Origin of the sequence: Bradyrhizobium sp. UBA2491, assembly GCF_002341725.1 — a bacterium.
Lineage (GTDB): Bacteria > Pseudomonadota > Alphaproteobacteria > Rhizobiales > Xanthobacteraceae > Bradyrhizobium.
Window position 1 is genome coordinate 67,214 of record NZ_DDOP01000079.1, and the last position, 18,325, is coordinate 85,538.

The 18,325-nt window shown below is 64.9% G+C and carries 17 protein-coding genes; 10 read left to right on the plus strand and 7 right to left on the minus strand.

Features of this window, described 5'->3' with window-relative positions; translation table 11 throughout:
• Positions 1–37 precede the first annotated feature (37 nt).
• From urtA to B2W55_RS27065, 7 genes are all read left to right on the plus strand, one after another.
• Entirely contained in the window at positions 38–1,300 is a 1,263-nt protein-coding gene (gene urtA / locus B2W55_RS27035) for an urea ABC transporter substrate-binding protein (protein WP_024579723.1), read from the plus strand.
• Between the two features lie 123 nt (positions 1,301–1,423).
• On the plus strand, positions 1,424–2,350 hold the full coding sequence (gene urtB, locus B2W55_RS27040) for an urea ABC transporter permease subunit UrtB (RefSeq protein ID WP_024579724.1): 927 nt from the start codon (positions 1,424–1,426) through the stop codon (positions 2,348–2,350).
• Between the two features lie 17 nt (positions 2,351–2,367).
• A complete protein-coding gene (gene urtC / locus B2W55_RS27045; RefSeq protein WP_024579725.1) occupies positions 2,368–3,501 on the plus strand; it encodes an urea ABC transporter permease subunit UrtC in 1,134 nt (377 codons plus the stop codon).
• A gap of 12 nt (positions 3,502–3,513) precedes the next feature.
• Positions 3,514–4,269 carry an urea ABC transporter ATP-binding protein UrtD gene (gene urtD, locus B2W55_RS27050; protein ID WP_024579726.1) on the plus strand — a complete coding sequence of 252 codons (756 nt, stop codon included), beginning with the start codon at positions 3,514–3,516 and terminating at the stop codon, positions 4,267–4,269.
• 199 nt (positions 4,270–4,468) lie between these two features.
• Entirely contained in the window at positions 4,469–5,158 is a 690-nt protein-coding gene (urtE, locus tag B2W55_RS27055; RefSeq protein WP_024579727.1) for an urea ABC transporter ATP-binding subunit UrtE, read from the plus strand.
• Positions 5,159–5,193: 35 nt separating this feature from the next.
• Entirely contained in the window at positions 5,194–6,423 is a 1,230-nt protein-coding gene (gene fmdA, locus B2W55_RS27060) for a formamidase (protein WP_021082157.1), read from the plus strand.
• A gap of 89 nt (positions 6,424–6,512) precedes the next feature.
• Positions 6,513–6,866 carry an FmdB family zinc ribbon protein gene (locus B2W55_RS27065; protein ID WP_024579728.1) on the plus strand — a complete coding sequence of 118 codons (354 nt, stop codon included), beginning with the start codon at positions 6,513–6,515 and terminating at the stop codon, positions 6,864–6,866.
• A gap of 10 nt (positions 6,867–6,876) precedes the next feature.
• Here the strand turns inward: B2W55_RS27065 and B2W55_RS27070 are convergent, their stop codons facing one another.
• From B2W55_RS27070 to B2W55_RS27090, 5 genes are all read right to left on the minus strand, one after another.
• On the minus strand, positions 6,877–7,662 hold the full coding sequence (locus tag B2W55_RS27070; protein ID WP_024579729.1) for an ABC transporter ATP-binding protein: 786 nt from the start codon (positions 7,660–7,662) through the stop codon (positions 6,877–6,879).
• Positions 7,659–8,432: an ABC transporter permease gene (locus tag B2W55_RS27075; RefSeq protein ID WP_024579730.1), complete on the minus strand. Its 774-nt coding sequence runs from the start codon at positions 8,430–8,432 to the stop codon at positions 7,659–7,661. Before B2W55_RS27075 ends, B2W55_RS27070 begins: the two co-directional genes overlap by 4 nt.
• Entirely contained in the window at positions 8,432–9,376 is a 945-nt protein-coding gene (locus B2W55_RS27080) for an ABC transporter substrate-binding protein (protein ID WP_024579731.1), read from the minus strand. The genes B2W55_RS27075 and B2W55_RS27080 overlap by 1 nt, the downstream gene beginning before the upstream one ends.
• A 129-nt stretch (positions 9,377–9,505) precedes the next feature.
• The gene (hutC, locus tag B2W55_RS27085; RefSeq protein ID WP_024579732.1) at positions 9,506–10,249 is read right to left on the minus strand and encodes a histidine utilization repressor; all 744 of its coding nucleotides are present in this window, start codon (positions 10,247–10,249) and stop codon (positions 9,506–9,508) included.
• Positions 10,246–11,604, minus strand: coding sequence for a formimidoylglutamate deiminase (locus tag B2W55_RS27090; protein ID WP_024579733.1), 1,359 nt, complete (start codon positions 11,602–11,604; stop codon positions 10,246–10,248). Before B2W55_RS27090 ends, hutC begins: the two co-directional genes overlap by 4 nt.
• 86 nt (positions 11,605–11,690) lie before the next feature.
• On the opposite strand from B2W55_RS27090, the gene hutI reads away from it, so the two are divergent.
• The 3 genes from hutI to hutU are packed head-to-tail and all read left to right on the plus strand — an operon-like array spanning position 11,691 to position 16,151.
• Positions 11,691–12,905 (plus strand): imidazolonepropionase, encoded by a 1,215-nt coding sequence (gene hutI / locus B2W55_RS27095; RefSeq protein WP_024579734.1) that lies wholly within the window; start codon positions 11,691–11,693, stop codon positions 12,903–12,905.
• Complete coding sequence (gene hutH / locus B2W55_RS27100; RefSeq protein WP_024579735.1) at positions 12,902–14,461, plus strand: histidine ammonia-lyase; 1,560 nt, start codon at positions 12,902–12,904, stop codon at positions 14,459–14,461. The genes hutI and hutH overlap by 4 nt, the downstream gene beginning before the upstream one ends.
• 19 nt (positions 14,462–14,480) lie before the next feature.
• Positions 14,481–16,151, plus strand: coding sequence for a urocanate hydratase (gene hutU, locus B2W55_RS27105; RefSeq protein ID WP_024579736.1), 1,671 nt, complete (start codon positions 14,481–14,483; stop codon positions 16,149–16,151).
• A 43-nt stretch (positions 16,152–16,194) separates the two neighbouring features.
• On the opposite strand, the gene B2W55_RS27110 is transcribed toward hutU, so the two are convergent.
• Both B2W55_RS27110 and B2W55_RS27115 read right to left on the minus strand, forming a co-directional pair.
• The gene (locus B2W55_RS27110) at positions 16,195–17,397 is read right to left on the minus strand and encodes an ABC transporter substrate-binding protein (RefSeq protein ID WP_100555075.1); all 1,203 of its coding nucleotides are present in this window, start codon (positions 17,395–17,397) and stop codon (positions 16,195–16,197) included.
• Between the two features lie 141 nt (positions 17,398–17,538).
• Positions 17,539–18,325 (minus strand): acyl-CoA dehydrogenase family protein (locus B2W55_RS27115; RefSeq protein ID WP_291532346.1); only part of this gene is annotated, 787 nt, incomplete at its 5' end.

The window sequence follows — 18,325 nt, forward strand, 5'->3', positions numbered from 1 at the left end:
CTCATCAATAAGCGTTCTCGAACCAGATGGGGTGCTCATGTCAGACGAAACCAAACCAGGACTGCCGTCTCCGCTCCGCCGCAAGCTCTTGATGGGCATGGCCGCATTGCCGGCCATCTCGATGCTGGGCCGTCCCGCATTTGCCGACGTTCCTGCAACTTCTGCGGTCAACACCACCGGTCTTGCAGTCACCGATAGCGAAGTCACCGTCGGCATCCTGCACTCCGTCACCGGCACCATGGCGATCTCCGAGACCGGGTCGGTCGAGGCCGAGAAGCTCGCGATCGAGCAGATCAACGCCGCCGGCGGCGTGCTGGGCCGCAAGATCAAGTTCATCCAGGAGGACGGCGCGAGCGACTGGCCGACCTTCGCGGAGAAAGCCAAGAAGCTGCTGGTCAACGACAAATGCGCCGCGGTGATGGGCTGCTGGACCTCGGCCTCGCGCAAGGCGGTGCTGCCGGTGTTCGAGCAGTACAACGGCATGCTGTACTACCCGACCTTCTATGAAGGCCTCGAGCAGTCCAAGAACGTGATCTACACCGGCCAGGAGGCCACCCAGCAGATCATCGCCGGCCTCGACTGGGTCAACAAGACCAAGGGCGCGAAGAGCTTCTATCTGCTCGGCTCCGACTACATCTGGCCGCGCACCTCGAACAAGATCGCGCGCAAGCACATCGAGAACCATTTGCAAGGCTGCAAGGTGGTCGGCGAGGAATACTTCCCGCTCGGCTCGACCCAGTTCAACTCGGTCATCAACAAGATCAAGCTGACCAAGCCGGACGTGATCTACGCGATCATCGTCGGCGGCTCGAACGTCGCGTTCTACAAGCAGCTCAAGGCGGCGGGTATCGACCTGTCGAAGCAGACGCTGCTGACGATCTCGGTCACCGAGGACGAGATCGACGGCATCGGCGGCGAAAACATCGCGGGCGCCTATGCCTGCATGAAGTACTTCCAGTCACTCGACAACCCGAACAACAAGGCCTTCGTGCCGGCGTTCAAGAAGATGTGGGGCGAGAAGACCGTGATCGGCGACGTCACGCAGGCCGCCTATCTCGGCCCGTGGCTGTGGAAGTTGACCGCGGAGAAGGCCGGATCGTTCGACATCGACAAGATCGCGGCGGCCTCGCCCGGGGTCGAGTTCAAGGGCGCGCCCGAAGGCTACGTGCGCATCCACGAGAACCATCATCTGTGGTCGAAGACCCGCGTCGGGCGCGCCAAGGCCGACGGCCAGTATGAGCTGATCTACGAGACCGCAGACCTCGTCGAGCCGAACCCGTTCCCGAAGGGCTACCAGTGAGGCCGGGCGGGTAAACCGCGCAACCGCTCCCTCAACGCATCGCGGCGTGGACGTCATCGCCCACGCCGCCGATCGGGCGCCGCACACGTCGCGGCGCATGCCCCTTGGACTGGAGGACGACAGATGTTCGGCGACTATTCGATCAGCGACCTCGGCGCCATCCTCGCGATGCAGGGATTTGCCGGGCTCATCCTGTTCTCCGTCTATGTGCTGATGGCGCTGGGGCTTGCCATCATCTTCGGCCAGATGGGCGTGATCAACATGGCCCATGGCGAGTTCATGATCCTCGGCGCCTACGTCACCTGGATGACGTCGAACGTGGTGCAGCACGCCGCGCCCTGGCTTTTCCCGGGCTACTTCTTCATCGCGATGATCCTGGCGTTCATCGCCTCGGGCGCGCTCGGCATGCTGGTCGAATGGGCGCTGATACGCCACCTCTACAAGCGCCCGCTCGATACGCTGCTGGCGACCTGGGGCCTCAGCCTGATCCTGCAGCAGGCCTACCGCTCGGTGTTCGGCGCGCGCGAGGTCGGCGTCGATCTGCCGGAATGGATGATGGGCTCCTGGCAGGCCACTGACTCGATCCAGATCCCGATCAACGGCATGTTCGTGATGGGGCTGACGGTCCTGATCACGATCGTCGTGTTCTACATCCTGTTCTGGTCGAGCTGGGGCAAGCAGGTGCGAGCCGTGGTGCAGAACCGCGTCATGGCGGGCGCCGTCGGCATCAACACCGAGAAGGTCGATCGCTACACTTTCGGGCTCGGCTGCGGCATCGCGGGGATCGCCGGCTCGGCCTTCACCATGATCGGCTCGACCGGACCGACCGCCGGCCAGCTCTATATCGTCGACACTTTCCTGGTCGTGGTGTTCGGCGGCGCCGCCTCGCTGTTCGGCACCATCGCCTCCGCCTTCTCGATCTCGCAGACCCAGTCGACGCTGGAATTCTTCCTGTCGGGATCGATGGCCAAGGTGATCACGCTGCTGACCATCGTCGCGATCCTGATGGTGCGTCCGCAGGGGCTGTTCGCACTCAAGGTCCGCAAATAAGAACAAGCAGGCTGGTCATGATCAACTCGCGCTTTTTCAATCGCTCCGAACTGCTCGGCTTCCTGGCGCTCGCGGTGCTGCTGTTTCTGATCCTGCCGCTGTCGCTGGATATCTTCCGTCTCAATTTGGTCGCCAAATACCTGACCTACGCCTTCGTCGGCATCGGCCTCGTGCTGTGCTGGGGCTATGGCGGCATCCTGAGCCTGGGGCAGGGCGTGTTCTTCGGCCTCGGCGGCTACTGCATGGCGATGTACCTCAAGCTCGAGGCGTCGTCGGTCGCGAACACCAAGATCCAGTCGACGCCCGGCATCCCCGACTTCATGGATTGGAATCAGCTCACCTCGCTGCCCTTCTTCTGGAAGCCATTCCACAGCTTCCCGGTCACGCTGCTGGCGATCTTGCTGGTTCCCGCAGTCTTCGCGCTGATCATCGGCGCCGCGATGTTCAAGCGCCGGGTCGGTGGCGTGTACTTCGCGATCATCACGCAAGCGATCGCCGCGATCCTCACCATCCTGATCGTGGGGCAGCAGGGCTACACCGGCGGCATCAACGGCATTACCGATTTGCGCACGCTGAACGGCTGGGACATCCGCACCGATCACGCCAAGTTCATTCTGTATTTCGTCGAGGTTGTGCTGCTGTTCGGATGCATCGTCGCCGCGCAGTTCATCCGCCTGACAAAACTCGGGCGCATCCTGGTGGCGATGAGGGAGCAGGAGGATCGTGTGCGTTTCTCCGGTTACAGCGTCGCCAACTTCAAGATCTTCGCGTTCTGCGCCGCCGCGGTGTTCGCTGCGATCGGCGGCGCGATGTTCACGCTCGAAGTCGGCTTCATGTCGCCGTCCTTCGTCGGCATCGTGCCGTCGATCGAGATGGTGATCTACACCGCGGTCGGCGGCCGGATGTCGATCTTCGGCGCGGTCTGGGGTGCGCTGCTGGTCAATTTCGCCAAGACCAGCCTCTCGGAATCCTTCCCGCAGCTCTGGCTGTTCGGTCTCGGCGCGTTGTTCATCGCGGTCGTGCTGGCCTTCCCGAACGGGCTCTCCGGCATCTGGGCGGACCACATCCAGCCCCGCATCGATCGTCTTTTGTCATCACGCAAATCGAAATCGGCCGCCGGCCTCGTCGCCGACGGCGCACCGGCCGAGTGAGGAGGGATCATCATGCTCGTCGGCCATCAGCCCAAAGACTTCCTGCTCGCGGTCTCCGGTCTCACCGTGTCCTTTGACGGCTTCAAGGCGGTCAACGATCTCTCCTTCTATGTCGAGGAGAACGAGATCCGCGTCATCATCGGCCCGAACGGCGCCGGCAAGACCACGGTGCTCGACCTGATCTGCGGCAAGACCCGAGCGACATCAGGCTCGATCCAGTTCCGCGGCCAGGAGCTGACGAAACTCCGCGAGAACGAGATCGTGCAGGCCGGCGTGGGGCGCAAGTTCCAGACCCCGTCGGTGTTCGAGGATCTCACCGTGTTCGAGAACCTCGAGATTTCCTTTCCGCGTGGCCGCACCGTGTTCGGCTCGCTGACCTTCCAGCGCGACGACACCGTCAAGCAGCGGGTCGAGGAGGTCGCCGAGATGATCTTCCTCAAGGACCGGCTCAATACCTATGCCGACCAGCTCAGCCATGGCCAGAAGCAGTGGCTCGAGATCGGCATGCTGCTGATCCAGGATCCGGACCTCCTGATGCTCGATGAGCCGGTCGCCGGCATGAGCGTCTCCGAGCGCGCCAAGACTGCCGAGCTGCTCAACCGCATCATCAAGGACCGCTCGGTGCTGGTGATCGAGCACGACATGAAGTTCGTCGAGGACATCGCGCACAAGGTGACGGTGCTGCACCAGGGGCAGATCCTGTCCGAGGGGACCATGGAGCACGTCAAGAACGATCCAAAAGTGATCGAAGTCTATTTGGGGCACTGACGCATGGTTACGGCAAGTCGAGCCGCGAACTCGGTTCACCTCTCCCCCTGTGGGAGAGGTCGGATCGCATCGTTAGATGCGATCCGGGCGAGGGGTGATGCTCCCTCGTGGGACCTGAAGGCCCTCACCCGGCGCTTTGCGCCGACCTCTCCCCGGTGGGGAGAGGTGAAGACAAGCACCCGTGCCTGGGAGCGACGACATGCTGGCAATCAATGATCTTCACGTCGCCTATGGCCAGAGCGAGGTGCTACACGGCCTCAACGTCTCGGTCGCGTCCAACGAGATCGTCGCGATCATGGGCCGCAACGGCATGGGCAAGACCACGCTGATGAAATCCCTGATGGGCATCCTGCCGGCCAAGAGCGGCAAGATGACCATGGACGGCGCCGCGCTCGATGGCCTTAAGAGCTACGAGCGGGTGGCGAAGGGGCTCGCCTACGTGCCGCAGGGCCGCATGATCTTCTCCACCATGACGGTGAAGGAAAACATCGAGACCGGGCTCGTGGTGTCAGGCGGCTCGGAGGTGCCCGGTGACATCTACGAACTGTTCCCGGTGCTGCTCGAGATGAAGGGCCGGCGCGGCGGCAATCTCTCCGGCGGGCAGCAGCAGCAGCTCGCGATCGCCCGCGCACTTGCGACCAAGCCGAAGGTGCTGCTGCTTGATGAGCCGACCGAAGGCATCCAGCCGTCGATCATCAAGGACATGGCGCGCACCCTGAAGCGGATCCGCGACGAGCGGGGGCTGTCGATCGTGGTCTCCGAGCAGGTGCTGAGCTTCGCGCTCGACATCGCCGACCGCGTGCTCGTCATCGAGAACGGCGAGATCGTCCGCGACGATCCGCGCGCTAGCGTCGATGCCGCGCAGATCTCAAAATATCTGTCCGTGTAACCAACCACACTCAGTAAACCAAGGGGAGCATTGCGATGCCAGACACACTGATCAAGGTCGATCTCAGCAAGTCGGCTTATGAAAACGACAAGATCCATAATCGCTGGCATCCCGAGGTTCCGATCGTCGAGTGGGTCAGCCCGGGCGACGACTTCATCATCGAGACCGTCGACTGGACCGGCGGCTTCATCAAGAACAACGACTCGGCCGACGACGTGCGCGACATCGACCTGTCGATCGTGCATTTCCTCTCCGGCCCGATCGGCGTCAAGGGCGCCGAGCCGGGCGACCTCCTGGTCGTCGACCTGCTCGATGTCGGTCCGCTGAAGGAGAGCCTGTGGGGTTTCAACGGCTTCTTCTCCAAGCAGAATGGCGGCGGCTTCCTCACCGACCATTTCCCGCTGGCGCAGAAGTCGATCTGGGACATCAAGGGGCTCTATACCTCGTCGCGCCACGTCCCCGGCGTCAACTTCGCCGGCCTGATCCATCCCGGCCTGATCGGCTGTCTGCCCGACGCCAAGATGCTGGCGGCGTGGAATGCGCGCGAAGCCGAGTTGATCGCGACCAATCCGACCCGCGTGCCGGGCCTCGCCAATCCGCCGTTCGCGCCGACCGCGCATGCCGGTCAGGCCAAGGGCGACGTCAAGGCCAAGATCGGCCTCGAGGGCGCCCGCACCGTGCCGCCGCGCGAGCATGGCGGCAATTGCGACATCAAGGATCTGTCGCGCGGCTCGAAGATCTATTTCCCGGTCTATGTGCCGGGCGGCGGGCTCTCGATGGGCGATTTGCATTTCAGCCAGGGCGACGGCGAGATTACCTTCTGCGGCGCCATCGAGATGGCCGGCTGGCTGCACATCAAGGTCGACCTGATCAAGGACGGCGTCTCGAAATACGGCATCAAGAATCCCGTGTTCAAGCCGTCGCCGATCACGCCGAACTACAAGGACTATCTGATCTTCGAGGGCATTTCGGTCGACGAGGCCGGCAAGCAGCATTACCTCGACGTCCACATCGCCTACCGCCAGGCCTGTTTGAACGCGATCGAATATCTGAAGAAGTTCGGCTACTCCGGCGCCCAGGCCTATTCGATCCTCGGCACCGCGCCGTGCCAGGGCCACATCTCCGGCGTGGTCGACGTCCCCAATGCCTGCGCCACGCTATGGCTGCCGACGGAGATCTTCGATTTCGACATCATGCCGTCGTCGGCAGGGCCGATCAAGCACATCAAGGGCGACATCCAGATGCCGATCTCGCAAGACAAGTAATCCCTGCGCGAAGGGTGCGGGACGGCTGTGCTTTGGCCGCCCCGCATCCGTCGCCGGATGTCACACGACTGCGCAAGGGATTTAGGGAAATGCCGATCTACGAATATCTCTGCAATGACTGCGGCCCATTCACCGACATGCGGCCGATGGCGGAATGCGATCTGCCGCAGGATTGCCCGCAATGCGAGACGACCTCGCCGCGCGTGATCCTGACCGCGCCGGCGTTCTTCTGCATGCCCTCGGACAAGCGCAAGGCGCACGCCACCAACGAGCAAAGCCGGCACGCGCCGAAGACGCTCGATCAGTACAAGGCCGCACACGGCCCGGGCTGCGGTTGCTGCTCTTCCTCTTCCGGGAAGAAAAAGCCGGCGCGGCTGATGACCAAGACCAAGAGCGGCGCCAAGGGCTTTCCGACCGCACGTCCCTGGATGATCAGCCACTGACGATCGCCTTTTAGGCCTGTTCGGCGACCTTCAGCGCTTCGGTGCGGATCTCCTCGACCAGCCGCTCCTTCAGGGCGACGAATTCAGGCGTGGTCTTGATCTTGTAGGAACGGGGATGCGGCAGGTCGACCGCGATCTCCGCCTTGATGCGGCCGGGACGGGCGCTCATCACGATGACGCGGCTGCCGAGAAAGATCGCTTCCTCGATGTCGTGGGTGACGAACAGCACCGTCTTCTGGTCGCGCTCCCAGATCCCGAGCAGCATCTCCTGCATCAAGGCCCGGGTCTGGTTGTCGAGCGCGCCGAACGGTTCGTCGAGCAGCAGGATCTTGGGATCGTTGGCCAGCGCGCGGGCGATCGCAGTGCGCTGCTGCATGCCGCCGGACAGCTGCTTGGGCCAATGATTTTCGAAGCCCGATAGCCCGACCCGGCGGATGAAGGCGTCGGCGATCTCATGCCGTTCGGCTTGCGATGCGCCGCGCTCGCGCAGGCCGAACGCGATGTTCTCGCGCACGGTCAGCCAGGGAAACAAAGTGTAGGACTGGAACACCATGCCGCGATCAGCACCGGGGCCGGTGACCTCGCGGCCATCGAGGGTGACGCGGCCGCTGGTTGGCCGGTCGAGGCCTGCGATGATCCGGAGCAGGGTGGACTTGCCGCAGCCGGACGGGCCCAGGATGGTGACGAAGTCGTTGTCGCCGACGTCGAGCGTGGTCGGCTCCAGCGCCCGGGTTGGCGCGTTACCGGCGCGGGCGGGGAAGGTGCGCGCGACCTGATCGATCCGAAGCAGGGTCATGCGAGCTTCCACGGGAACAGCCAGGCGTTGAACGCCTTGAACAGGAAATCGGAGATCAGGCCGATCAGCCCGATCACGATGATGCCGAAGATGATCTGGCCGGTGTTGAGCAGCGCCTGGCTGTCGGTGATCATGTGCCCGATGCCGGACGACGAGCCGATCAGTTCGGCGACGATGACATAGGTCCAGGCCCAGCCCAGCACTAGGCGGAGGATTTCGGCGATCTCCGGTGCCGCGGATGGCAGCAGCACGCGGCGGATGATGCCGCTGTCGCGCGCGCCGAGCGTGTAGGCGGCCTCGACCAGATCGCGCCGCGTGGCGCCGACGGTGACGGCGACCATCAGGATGATCTGGAACACGGCGCCGATGAAGATCACCAGCAGCTTTTGCAGCTCGCCGATCCCCGCCCACAGGATCAGCAGCGGGATGAAGGCGGACGCAGGCAGATAGCGCGCAAAGGACACGAACGGTTCGAGGAAGGCCTCGACCGGCTTGTAAGCCCCCATCAGCACGCCGATCGGCACCGCGATCACGGCGGCCAGCGCGAAGCCGCCGATGACGCGCCAGATCGTCATGCCGATGTCGAACAGGAAGCCTTGCTTGGCGAGCAGCTCATAGCCTTCCTGCACCATGGTCAGCGGGTTGGCGAGGAAGGTCTTCGATACATGGCCGCCGAACGTCGCCCAGGACCACAGGGCGACGAACAGCACGAAGAACGCGAGGCCATAGGCCACGCGCTGCTTCGATGTGGTGGGCTCGAGAGGACGCATCACTTGATGAAGCTGGCGTCGTAGAGGTCCTCGATCTTCGGCGCGGCCTTGATGATGCCGACCTCGAGCAGCAGCTCGGCGGCCTCCTTGTTGAAGGTCAGGAAGTCGCCGGCAAAGAATTTCTGGTTGGCGGCCTTGTCCTGCCAGCGCAGGTACTTGGCCGAGTTGCCGAACTGCTCGCCGGTCTGTTTCACGTCCGCGCCCATGATCTCATAGGCCTTGGCCTGATCCTTGGCGATCATGTCGAGCGCCTCGAAATAGCTGTTGGCCAGCGCCTGCGCCGCCTTCGGATTGTCGGTCAGGAATTTCGGCGTACAGCCGAACGTGTCCATCACGATCGGGTAGTCGAGCGTGGTGGCGATGATCTTGCCTTTGTCGGGCGCGGCACGCACCGTCGACAGATAGGGCTCGTAGGTCATCGCGGCATCGTTCTGCCCCGAAACGAAGGCTTGTGCCGCTGCGGCCGGCTCCAGATTGACCACCGTGACGTCTTTCACCGTGAGGCCGTTCTTCTTCAGCATCCAGGCCAGCGCGAAATACGGCGAGGTGCCCGGCGCCGAGGCCGCAACGGTCTTGCCCTTGAGGTCCTTGATCGCCGCGACGTCGTTGCGCACGGCCATGCCGTCGGCGCCATAGCTCTTGTCGAGCTGGAAGATCTGCTTGGTTGCGACGCCGTTGGCGTTCCAGGAGATCCAGGTCTCGACCGTGGTGGCGGCACATTGGATGTCGCCCGAGGCGATCGCGAGGTGCCGGTCCTTCTGCGGGATCTTCTTCAAGGTGACGTCGAGCCCGTTCTTCTTGAAGATGCCGGCCTCCTTGGCGAGCGTCAGCGGCGCGAAGCCGGTCCATCCGGAGATGCCGACGCCGACCTTGACGTCATCCGCGAACGCGGTGGTCGACGCCAGTAAAGCGATGATTGCTGGAAATAGTTTGACAGAACGCATGATTGCCCCCTTTGCGAAATGATGGATTGAACCCTGTTGATGGTCTCACGTCAGTCGCGGCGGATTGCCGCATCAAACACGTTGTGGCGCATCATGCACTGCATGAATTGTGCCGCAAGAAAAGATCCGTCAGCCTCCCTTGAAGCGCGCCACCAGACGGTGCGTCTCGCCGGGATAATGCAGCCGCACCGCCGTCACCGTGCGTGCGCTGCGCCAGGTGTAGCGGTCGATCACGAGGCAGGGCGCGCCGACCGCGATGTCGAGGGCTTTTGCGGTGTGATCATCGGCAATCACCGCGCTGATCGTGTGCTCGGCTTCCGTCCACGGCACGTGATGCAGCAGCCATGATCCCGGCGGTTCGCGTGCAAAATCGGCGTTCGCGGCTTCCGGAACCGTGGTGAGATCGATCAGCCTGTCCTCGACCGCGAACGGCACGTTGTCGGCGCTGTGGCGGCAGGCGATCGCGATCACCTTGCCGGCGGTGCTGACGCCGAGCCGGGCGCGATCGGCCGACGTTGCGGTGCGACGCCGGCAATCGATCAGCTGATAGCCGTAAGCACGACCGAGCGCGCTGATCTCGGCCCTGATGTCGGCGATCTTGAGCACGGCCGACATGTGCTGCGGACGGCGCACGAACGTGCCGGCGCGCCGCCGCCGCTCGATCAGGTCGGCTTGCGCCAGTTCGGACAGCGCCTTGTTCACCGTCATCCGCGAGCAGCGATAGCGCGCCATCAGCTGGTGCTCGAACGGGATGCGGTGACCGGGCGGCCACTCGCCGGTCAGGATCCGGGTCTCGATGTCGAGCCGGATTCGCTTGTACAGCGTCGGCTTGCCGACCGCATTGGCCTTGGCCCGATCCGAAGCGAGGCTCATGCGATGAGCCTTCGGACGCTGGCATTGAACCGCTCGCGCGCGCTGTCGCGCAGCCGGTGCCGCCCGCCCGCGACCAGCCTGTCGCCGCCGGCCCAGACGCAGTCGATCGCATCGCTGCCGGCCGCGAACAGCCAGCCATCGACCACCGCATCCCCCGACCGTCCCGCGAGTGATGGATGCGCGGTGTCGAGGCTGACGATGTCGGCGCGGGCGCCGGGTACCAGCCCGGACTTCCCTTGCGCGAGCGCCTGCGCGCCGCCCGCGAGGGCGTGATCGAACAGGGCGCGCCCGGTGGACGCGCCGGGGCGCCCCGAGAGCACATTGCGCTCGCGGTGTTTCAGCCGCTGGCCGTATTCGAGCTGGCGCAGTTCGTCGGCGACGCCAACGAGGACATTGGAGTCAGTGCCAATGCCGAACCGGCCGCCCGCGGCGAGGAATTCGCGCGCCGCAAAGATGCCGTCGCCGAGGCTGGCCTCGGTGACGGGACAGAGGCCGGCAACCGCGCCGCTGCCGGCGAGCGCCGCGACTTCCTGCTCCGTCATGTGCGTCGCATGGATCAGGCACCAGCGTTGGTCGACGGGCGCGTGGTCGAGCAGCCATTGCACCGGTCGCTGTCCCGACCAGGCGAGGCAATCCTCCACCTCGCGCACCTGCTCGGCGGCGTGGATGTGGATGGGGTCTGCACCGGCGAGCGGAATGATCGCCGCGAGTTCATCTGGCGCCACCGCACGCAGGCTGTGCGGTGCGATGCCGATATTGGCGCCGGGCAGGTTTCGGATCGCATCGCGTGAAGCCACCATCAGCGCCGCGAACTGGTCGACCGAGCAGATGAAGCGGCGTTGTCCGGCATGCGGCGCAGCGCCGCCGAACGTGCCGTGTGCATAGAAGCTCGGCAGCAGGGTGAGGCCGATGCCGGCGGCGTCGGATGCCTCAGCGATGCGCTCCGCCATCTCGGCGGGGTTGGCGTAAGGCGAGCCGTCGCGATCGTGGTGGAGGTAGTGAAACTCGCCAACGCGGGTGAAGCCGCGCTCGAGCATCTCGACATAGAGCAGGGTGGCAACGGCAGTGACGTCGTCCGGCGTCATCGTCAGCGCGAAGCGATACATGGTCTCGCGCCAGGTCCAGAACGTATCCGTCGTATCGCCACGCAGTTCCGCGAGCCCGGCCATGCCGCGCTGAAAGGCGTGGCTGTGCAGGCTCGCCAATCCCGGAACCGCCAGTTGGTGCCGTTCGTCTTCGCTGGTGGATGCAACACCAGCCGTCACCGAGGCGATCACGCCGTCGGTGAACTCGATCCGCACGTCATTGGCCCAGCCCGAGGGCAGCAGCGCGAATGCGAAATGCAGTCGTGTCATTTTTCCACGCCGGCTGGACAGAACCGGGACACGATTATATGTCTAGACATATAAGTCAAGCATCCCACCTCGAAGGGACCTTTCGCATGGCAGAGCGCTTCGACCGGATCTGGCACAATGCCCGGCTCGCCACGATGCGCGGCGACCGCGCCGATCTCGGCGAGATCGAGCGCGGGTTGGTCGCGGCGCGCGACGGCCGCATCGTCTATGCGGATGCGCAATCGGATTTTCCTGTGGACGCGGATGCCGTCGAGCGGATCGATTGCGGCGGCCGCTGGATCACGCCCGGCCTGGTCGATTGCCACACCCATCTCGTGTTCGGCGGCAATCGCGCGCACGAGTTCGAGCTTCGCTTGAAGGGCGCGAGCTATGAGGAGATCGCGCGCGCCGGCGGCGGCATCGTCTCGACGGTTGCCGCAACACGCAAGGCGACCGAGGCCGAACTGGTTGCAGGCGCGCTGCCGCGGCTCGATGCCCTGATCGGCGAAGGCGCAACCACGGTCGAGATCAAGTCCGGTTACGGTCTCGATGCCGAGACCGAGATGCGCCAGCTATCGGCCGCACGCAAGCTCGGCCAGTTGCGGAAGGTTGCGATCCGCACCTCGTTCCTCGGTGCGCATGCACTGCCGCCGGAGGCCAATGGCGCCAAGGACCACTACATCGATCTGGTCTGCAACACGATGCTGCCGGCGGTGGCCAAGGCCGGCCTTGCCGATGCCGTCGACGCGTTCATGGAAGACATCGCATTTTCCGGAGAGCAGACGGCGCGGGTGCTCGCAGCGGCGCGTGCGCTGGGAGTGCCCGTGAAGCTGCACGCGGATCAGTTGTCGAATCTCGGCGGTGCGGCACTCGCCGCAAAATTCTCCGCGCTGTCGGCCGATCATCTCGAGCATACCGACGAAGCCGGCGCTGCCGCGATGGCCAAGGCGGGGACCGTGGCGGTGCTGCTGCCTGGCGCGTTCTATTTCATTCGCGAGACGCAGAAGCCGCCGGTCGAACTGTTCCGCAAACATGGCGTGCCGATGGCGCTGGCGACCGACTGCAATCCAGGCAGTTCGCCGCTGACCTCGCTGCTGCTTGCGATGAACATGGGCGCGACGCTGTTCCGGATGACGGTCGCCGAATGTCTCGCAGGCGTGACGCGGGAAGGAGCCCGCGCGCTCGGCTTGCTCGCCGAGACCGGTACGCTCGAAGCAGGCAAGTCCTGCGATCTTGCGATCTGGGACGTCGATCGTCCCGCCGAACTGGTCTACCGGATCGGCTTCAATCCGTTGCACGGCCGGGTGTGGAGGGGCCAATGAGCGATCGAGATGCGCGCATCGTCGTGATGCCCGGAACGGTTGGCCTCGATGTGCTGGCGCGCGTGCTCGCGGGGGCGGCCGTCGAGCTCGATGCATCGTTCTGGCCGCGGGTCGAGGCCGCGGCGGAGATCGTGGCGAAGGCGGCACGGACCGACGTTCCCGCCTACGGCATCAATACCGGATTCGGGAAGCTGGCATCGACGCGCATTGCGCCCGACCAGACGGCGCTGCTTCAGCGCAACCTGATCCTGTCGCATTGTTGCGGGGTCGGCCCTGCCACGCCCGAGCCGATCGTGCGCCTGATGATGGCGTTAAAGGTGATCTCGCTCGGCCGTGGCGCCTCTGGCGTGCGCCGTGAAATCATCGAGCAGTTGCAGGGCATGCTGGCGCGCGGCGTCACACCGCTGGTCCCGCAGCAGGGTTCGGTCGGCGCCTCCGGCGATCTCGCGCCGCTCGCGCATATGACCGCCGTGATGATCGGGGAGGGGCAGGCGATCCACGGTGGCCGGATCGTGCCGGGCCATGAAGCGCTGGCGACCGCTGGCCTCGCGCCATTGACGCTCGGCCCCAAGGAGGGGCTCGCGCTGATCAACGGCACGCAGTTTTCGACAGCCTACGCGATTTCGGGCCTGCTGCGCGCGCATCGGCTGGCGTGTGCCGCGCTGGTGACCGGTGCGCTGTCGGTCGATGCGGCGATGGCGTCGACGGTGCCGTTTCGCCCGGAGATCCAGGCCTTGCGCGGCCACGACGGGCAGATCGCCGCGGCTGCGACCTTGACCGCGCTGCTCGACGGCAGCGACATCAGGCAGTCGCATCTCGAAGGCGACGAGCGGGTGCAGGACCCTTATTGCCTGCGCTGCCAGCCGCAGGTCGCGGGCGCCGTGCTCGATCTGCTCGCGCAGGCCGCGCGCGGGCTGACCGTCGAGGCCAACGCCGTCACGGATAATCCGCTGGTGCTGGTCGAGACCAATGAGATCGTCTCCGGCGGCAATTTTCACGCCGAGCCGGTGGCGTTCGCCGCCGACCAGATCGCGCTGGCGCTCTCGGAGATCGGCGCGACCAGCGAGCGCCGGATCGCAACGCTGGTCGATCCAGCGCTGAATTTCGGCTTGCCGCCGTTCTTGACACCTGAGCCCGGCATCAACTCCGGGTTCATGATCGCCGAGGTCACGGCGGCCGCGCTGTATGCCGAGAACAAGCAGCGCGCGATGCCGTGCTCGATTGATTCGACGCCGACCAGCGCCAACCAGGAAGATCACGTCTCGATGGCGGCCCATGCCGCGCGACGGCTGTCCGACATGGCCGACAATCTCGCTGCCATCCTGGGCATCGAGCTGCTGGTCGCGGCGCAGGGCATCACGCTGCGCGCGCCGCATTCAACGAGCAAGCCGCTCGCCGCCGTCATCGTTGCGCTGCGTGCGCATGTTCCCGCGCTCGCCGCGGACCGCTACATGGCCGACGATCTTGCGCAGGCAGCGCGGCTGATCGAAGCCGACGCGTTGCCTGCCGCCGCAATCGCGGCCCTTTCGACCGATCCGTTTCCAAAATTCGCTTAGCCAACAGGGGCCCCCCGTCATGAATCGCCGACTGGACAATGAACGCATCATCCGCGCTCCCCGCGGCAGCGACGTCAGTGCGAAGAGCTGGCTGACGGAAGCGCCGCTGCGCATGCTGATGAACAATCTGGATCCCGATGTCGCCGAGCGCCCGAGCGAGCTCGTGGTCTATGGCGGCATCGGTCGCGCGGCGCGCGACTGGGAGAGTTTTGACCGGATCGCCGCCTCCTTGCGCAAGCTCGATGCCGATCAGACGCTGCTGGTGCAATCCGGCAAGCCGGTCGGTGTTTTCCGCACCCACGCGGATGCGCCGCGCGTCCTGATCGCGAATTCGAATCTGGTGCCGCATTGGGCGACGCTCGATCATTTCAACGAGCTGGACCGGCAGGGCCTGATGATGTTCGGCCAGATGACGGCCGGCTCCTGGATCTACATCGGCAGCCAGGGCATCGTGCAGGGGACCTATGAGACCTTCGTCGAGGTCGGGCGCCGGCATTATGGCGGCAGTCTTGCCGGCAAATGGATTCTCACGGCGGGCCTCGGTGGCATGGGCGGCGCGCAGCCGCTGGCCGCGACCATGGCCGGCGCTTCGATGCTCGCGGTCGAGTGCCAGCCGAGCCGGATCGAGATGCGGCTGCGCACGGGCTATCTCGACCGCCAGGCCGCGACGCTCGACGAGGCGTTGGCGATCATTGCCGATGCGACCAAGAGCGGGAAGCCTGTGTCGGTCGGCCTGCTCGGCAATGCGGCCGAGATCTTTCCGGAACTGGTGCGGCGTGGCGTGCGGCCGGACATCGTCACCGACCAGACCAGCGCGCATGATCCGATCAACGGCTATTTGCCGAGGGGGTGGACGCTCGCCGAATGGGAGACGCGGCGCGCCGCCGATCCGAAGGCGGTCGAGACGGCCTCCAAGACCTCGATGGTCGATCACGTCCGGGCCATGCTGGATTTCCACGCGCAGGGCATCCCGACGCTCGACTACGGCAACAACATCCGCCAGATGGCCAAGGACATGGGCCTGAAGCAGGCGTTCGATTTTCCGGGCTTCGTGCCGGCCTATATCCGGCCGCTGTTCTGTCGCGGCGTCGGGCCGTTCCGCTGGGCGGCGCTGTCCGGCGATCCCGAGGACATCTTCAAGACCGATGCCAAGGTCAAGGAGCTGATGCCGAACGATGGCCATCTGCACAACTGGCTGGACATGGCGAAGGCGCGCATCAAGTTTCAGGGGCTGCCGGCGCGGATCTGCTGGGTCGGTCTCGGCGACCGTCATCGCCTCGGCCTTGCCTTCAACGAGATGGTGGCGCGCGGCGAGCTCAAGGCGCCGATCGTGATCGGCCGCGATCATCTCGACAGTGGCTCGGTGGCGAGCCCGAACCGCGAGACCGAGGCGATGCGCGATGGTTCGGATGCGGTGTCGGACTGGCCGCTGCTCAATGCGCTGCTCAATTGTGCGAGCGGGGCCACCTGGGTGTCGTTGCACCACGGCGGCGGCGTCGGCATCGGCTATTCGCAGCATGCCGGCATGGTGATCGTCGCCGACGGCACGCCGGAAGCGGCGCGCCGGCTCGAGCGCGTGCTGTGGAACGACCCGGCGACCGGCGTGATGCGCCACGCCGACGCCGGCTATGAGACGGCGATCGAATGCGCCCGCGCCAACGGGCTCGATCTGCCGAGCCTGCGCGCCTGAGGTGACGTCGGCGAGACGCCCGAAGGGATCTCGCCGACTGTCTTCAATCCGCCGACAGCGGTTCGCCGGTCAGCGACCAGCTTTCGCCGTCGAATGTCGCGATCCGCAGGGTCCGGAACGGCGTGTAGTCGCCGGGGCGTATGCCGATCGAGATACCCGGAAGCATCATCGGCAGCCGCTCGCCGTTCAGCGAGGTCGCCTGCTTGATTAGGTTCTCGCGGGTCAGGTCGTCGCCGCATTTGCGCAGCGCCAGCTCGAGGCCATGCACGTTCATATAGGCAACCAGCACGGAGTAGTCGTCCGGATTGGCTGACGGCGCGTAGGTCTTCAGGAAGTCCTTGTAAGCCTTGACCTCGTCGTCATTGGCCCAGGCCGGATCGCCGGGCTGCTTGAGGAATTGCGTGGTGACCAGCCCCTTCGACGCTTCGAGGCCTGCCGGTTTCAGGATGGTCTCGACCGATGCCGTCGAACCGCCGATCACGTGCAGGGGTTTCCAGCCAAGCTCGTAGACCTTGCGGATCGATTGCGCGGCGGCCTTCGACGACGACTGTTCGATCAGCGTGTCGACGCCAGCGGCCTTGAGCTGGACGATCTGCGAATCGATCGTCGGGTCGGCGAGTTCGTAGGACGCCTGCGCGACGATCAGCTCGGCCTTCGGACCGAGGCCGGCGCGGAGGCCCTTGAGATAGTCCTTGCCGTAGTCGTCGTTCTGGTAGAGCACGCCGATCCTGGCGTTCGGCTTTGCGCTCAGGATGTACTTGGCGACGACGCGGCCCTCGGTCTCGAAGTCCGGATAGAGCGGAACCGTCCACGGGAAGGTCTTGGGATCGTTGAAACGGCGTCCGCCGGCCGTGATGAAGAGCTGCGGCACTTGCTTGGCATTGAGGTATTTCTGGATCGCGACGTTGGGCGCGGTGCCGATCGTGCCGACCTCGGCCAGCACGCCGACATCTTCGATCAGCTTGCGGGATTGCTCGACCGCTTTCGGCGCGCTGTAGGCGTTGTCGAGTTGGGTGAAATTGATCTTGCGGCCGTTGATGCCGCCTTTCGCGTTGAGCATCTCGAAATAGCCGACCACCGCGCGGCCGGCGCCGGCGCCGAAGGCGGAGGCCGGCCCGCTCAACGGCGTCGACTGGCCGAGCTTGATCTCGGTGTCGCTGGCGCCGGGACCGTAGGCCTTCTGGGCGTAGGCAGGCGCCGCCAGCAGGGCGGACAGCGCGACGGCCGTCAGCACCCGGTCGATGATGTGGTTCAAGGTCGTCTCTCCCTCTAATTTGTTTCTTGTTGAAAATCGAACTGCGCCAAAGCGCGTTGAGATCGCGCTCTGGCTTGTTGTCTGAGCATGATCGTTTTCGGAAAACCGCTTCGCACTTTTCCGGATCATGCTCTAGCGCAACAGCTCGCGGGCGATCACCACGCGCTGGATCTGGTTGGTGCCCTCGAAAATCTGGGTCAGCTTGGCGTCGCGCATCATGCGCTCGACCGGATAGTCCATGGTGTAGCCGTAGCCGCCGAAGATCTGGACCGCGTCGGTGGTCACCTTCATCGCCATGTCGCTGCCGACACATTTCGCCATGCTGGCCAGCACGTTGAGGCGCTTCCAGTCGCCGGCATCGCCGGCCCGGGCGCATTCATAGACCAGCGCGCGCGCCGCCTCGATCTGCATCGCCATGTCGGCGAGCATGAACTGCACGCCCTGGAATTCGGCGATCGGCTTCTTGAATTGCTTGCGCTCCTTGGCGTAGGCGATGCACGCATCGAGCGCACCCTGCGCCAGGCCGACCGACTGGGCGCCGATGGTCGGGCGATTGAGGTCGAGTGCGCGCATCGACGCGCGAAAACCCTTGCCTTCCTCGCCGACGAGGTTTTCGACCGGAACCCGGACATTGTCGAAGAAGATCGGCGTATTGGGCGCGCCGCGAAAGCCCATCTTGCGCTCGTGGCGGCCGAACGTGACGCCCTGCATCTTCTTCGGTTCGACGATGAAGGCGCTGATGCCGTCGGCCCCGGCGCCGTCACTGGTCCGCGCCATCACCACGATGTAGTCGGCGACGACGCCGTAGCTGCACCATTGCTTGCGGCCGTTGAGGACGTAGCTGTCGCCGTCCTTGCGGGCGCGGGTGTTGAGCGCGGCAACGTCGGAGCCGGCCTGCGGCTCGGAGATCGCGATCGCC

Excerpts from the sequence above, each read along its gene's own strand:
- urtA (WP_024579723.1), top strand. The coding sequence starts at position 38 with ATGTCAGACGAAACCAAACCAGGACTGCCGTCTCCGCTCCGCCGCAAG.
- urtB (WP_024579724.1), top strand. The coding sequence starts at position 1,424 with ATGTTCGGCGACTATTCGATCAGCGACCTCGGCGCCATCCTCGCGATG.
- urtC (WP_024579725.1), top strand. The coding sequence starts at position 2,368 with ATGATCAACTCGCGCTTTTTCAATCGCTCCGAACTGCTCGGCTTCCTG.
- urtD (WP_024579726.1), top strand. The coding sequence starts at position 3,514 with ATGCTCGTCGGCCATCAGCCCAAAGACTTCCTGCTCGCGGTCTCCGGT.
- urtE (WP_024579727.1), top strand. The coding sequence starts at position 4,469 with ATGCTGGCAATCAATGATCTTCACGTCGCCTATGGCCAGAGCGAGGTG.
- fmdA (WP_021082157.1), top strand. The coding sequence starts at position 5,194 with ATGCCAGACACACTGATCAAGGTCGATCTCAGCAAGTCGGCTTATGAA.
- B2W55_RS27065 (WP_024579728.1), top strand. The coding sequence starts at position 6,513 with ATGCCGATCTACGAATATCTCTGCAATGACTGCGGCCCATTCACCGAC.
- B2W55_RS27070 (WP_024579729.1), bottom strand. The coding sequence starts at position 7,662 with ATGACCCTGCTTCGGATCGATCAGGTCGCGCGCACCTTCCCCGCCCGC.
- B2W55_RS27075 (WP_024579730.1), bottom strand. The coding sequence starts at position 8,432 with ATGCGTCCTCTCGAGCCCACCACATCGAAGCAGCGCGTGGCCTATGGC.
- B2W55_RS27080 (WP_024579731.1), bottom strand. The coding sequence starts at position 9,376 with ATGCGTTCTGTCAAACTATTTCCAGCAATCATCGCTTTACTGGCGTCG.
- hutC (WP_024579732.1), bottom strand. The coding sequence starts at position 10,249 with ATGAGCCTCGCTTCGGATCGGGCCAAGGCCAATGCGGTCGGCAAGCCG.
- B2W55_RS27090 (WP_024579733.1), bottom strand. The coding sequence starts at position 11,604 with ATGACACGACTGCATTTCGCATTCGCGCTGCTGCCCTCGGGCTGGGCC.
- hutI (WP_024579734.1), top strand. The coding sequence starts at position 11,691 with ATGGCAGAGCGCTTCGACCGGATCTGGCACAATGCCCGGCTCGCCACG.
- hutH (WP_024579735.1), top strand. The coding sequence starts at position 12,902 with ATGAGCGATCGAGATGCGCGCATCGTCGTGATGCCCGGAACGGTTGGC.
- hutU (WP_024579736.1), top strand. The coding sequence starts at position 14,481 with ATGAATCGCCGACTGGACAATGAACGCATCATCCGCGCTCCCCGCGGC.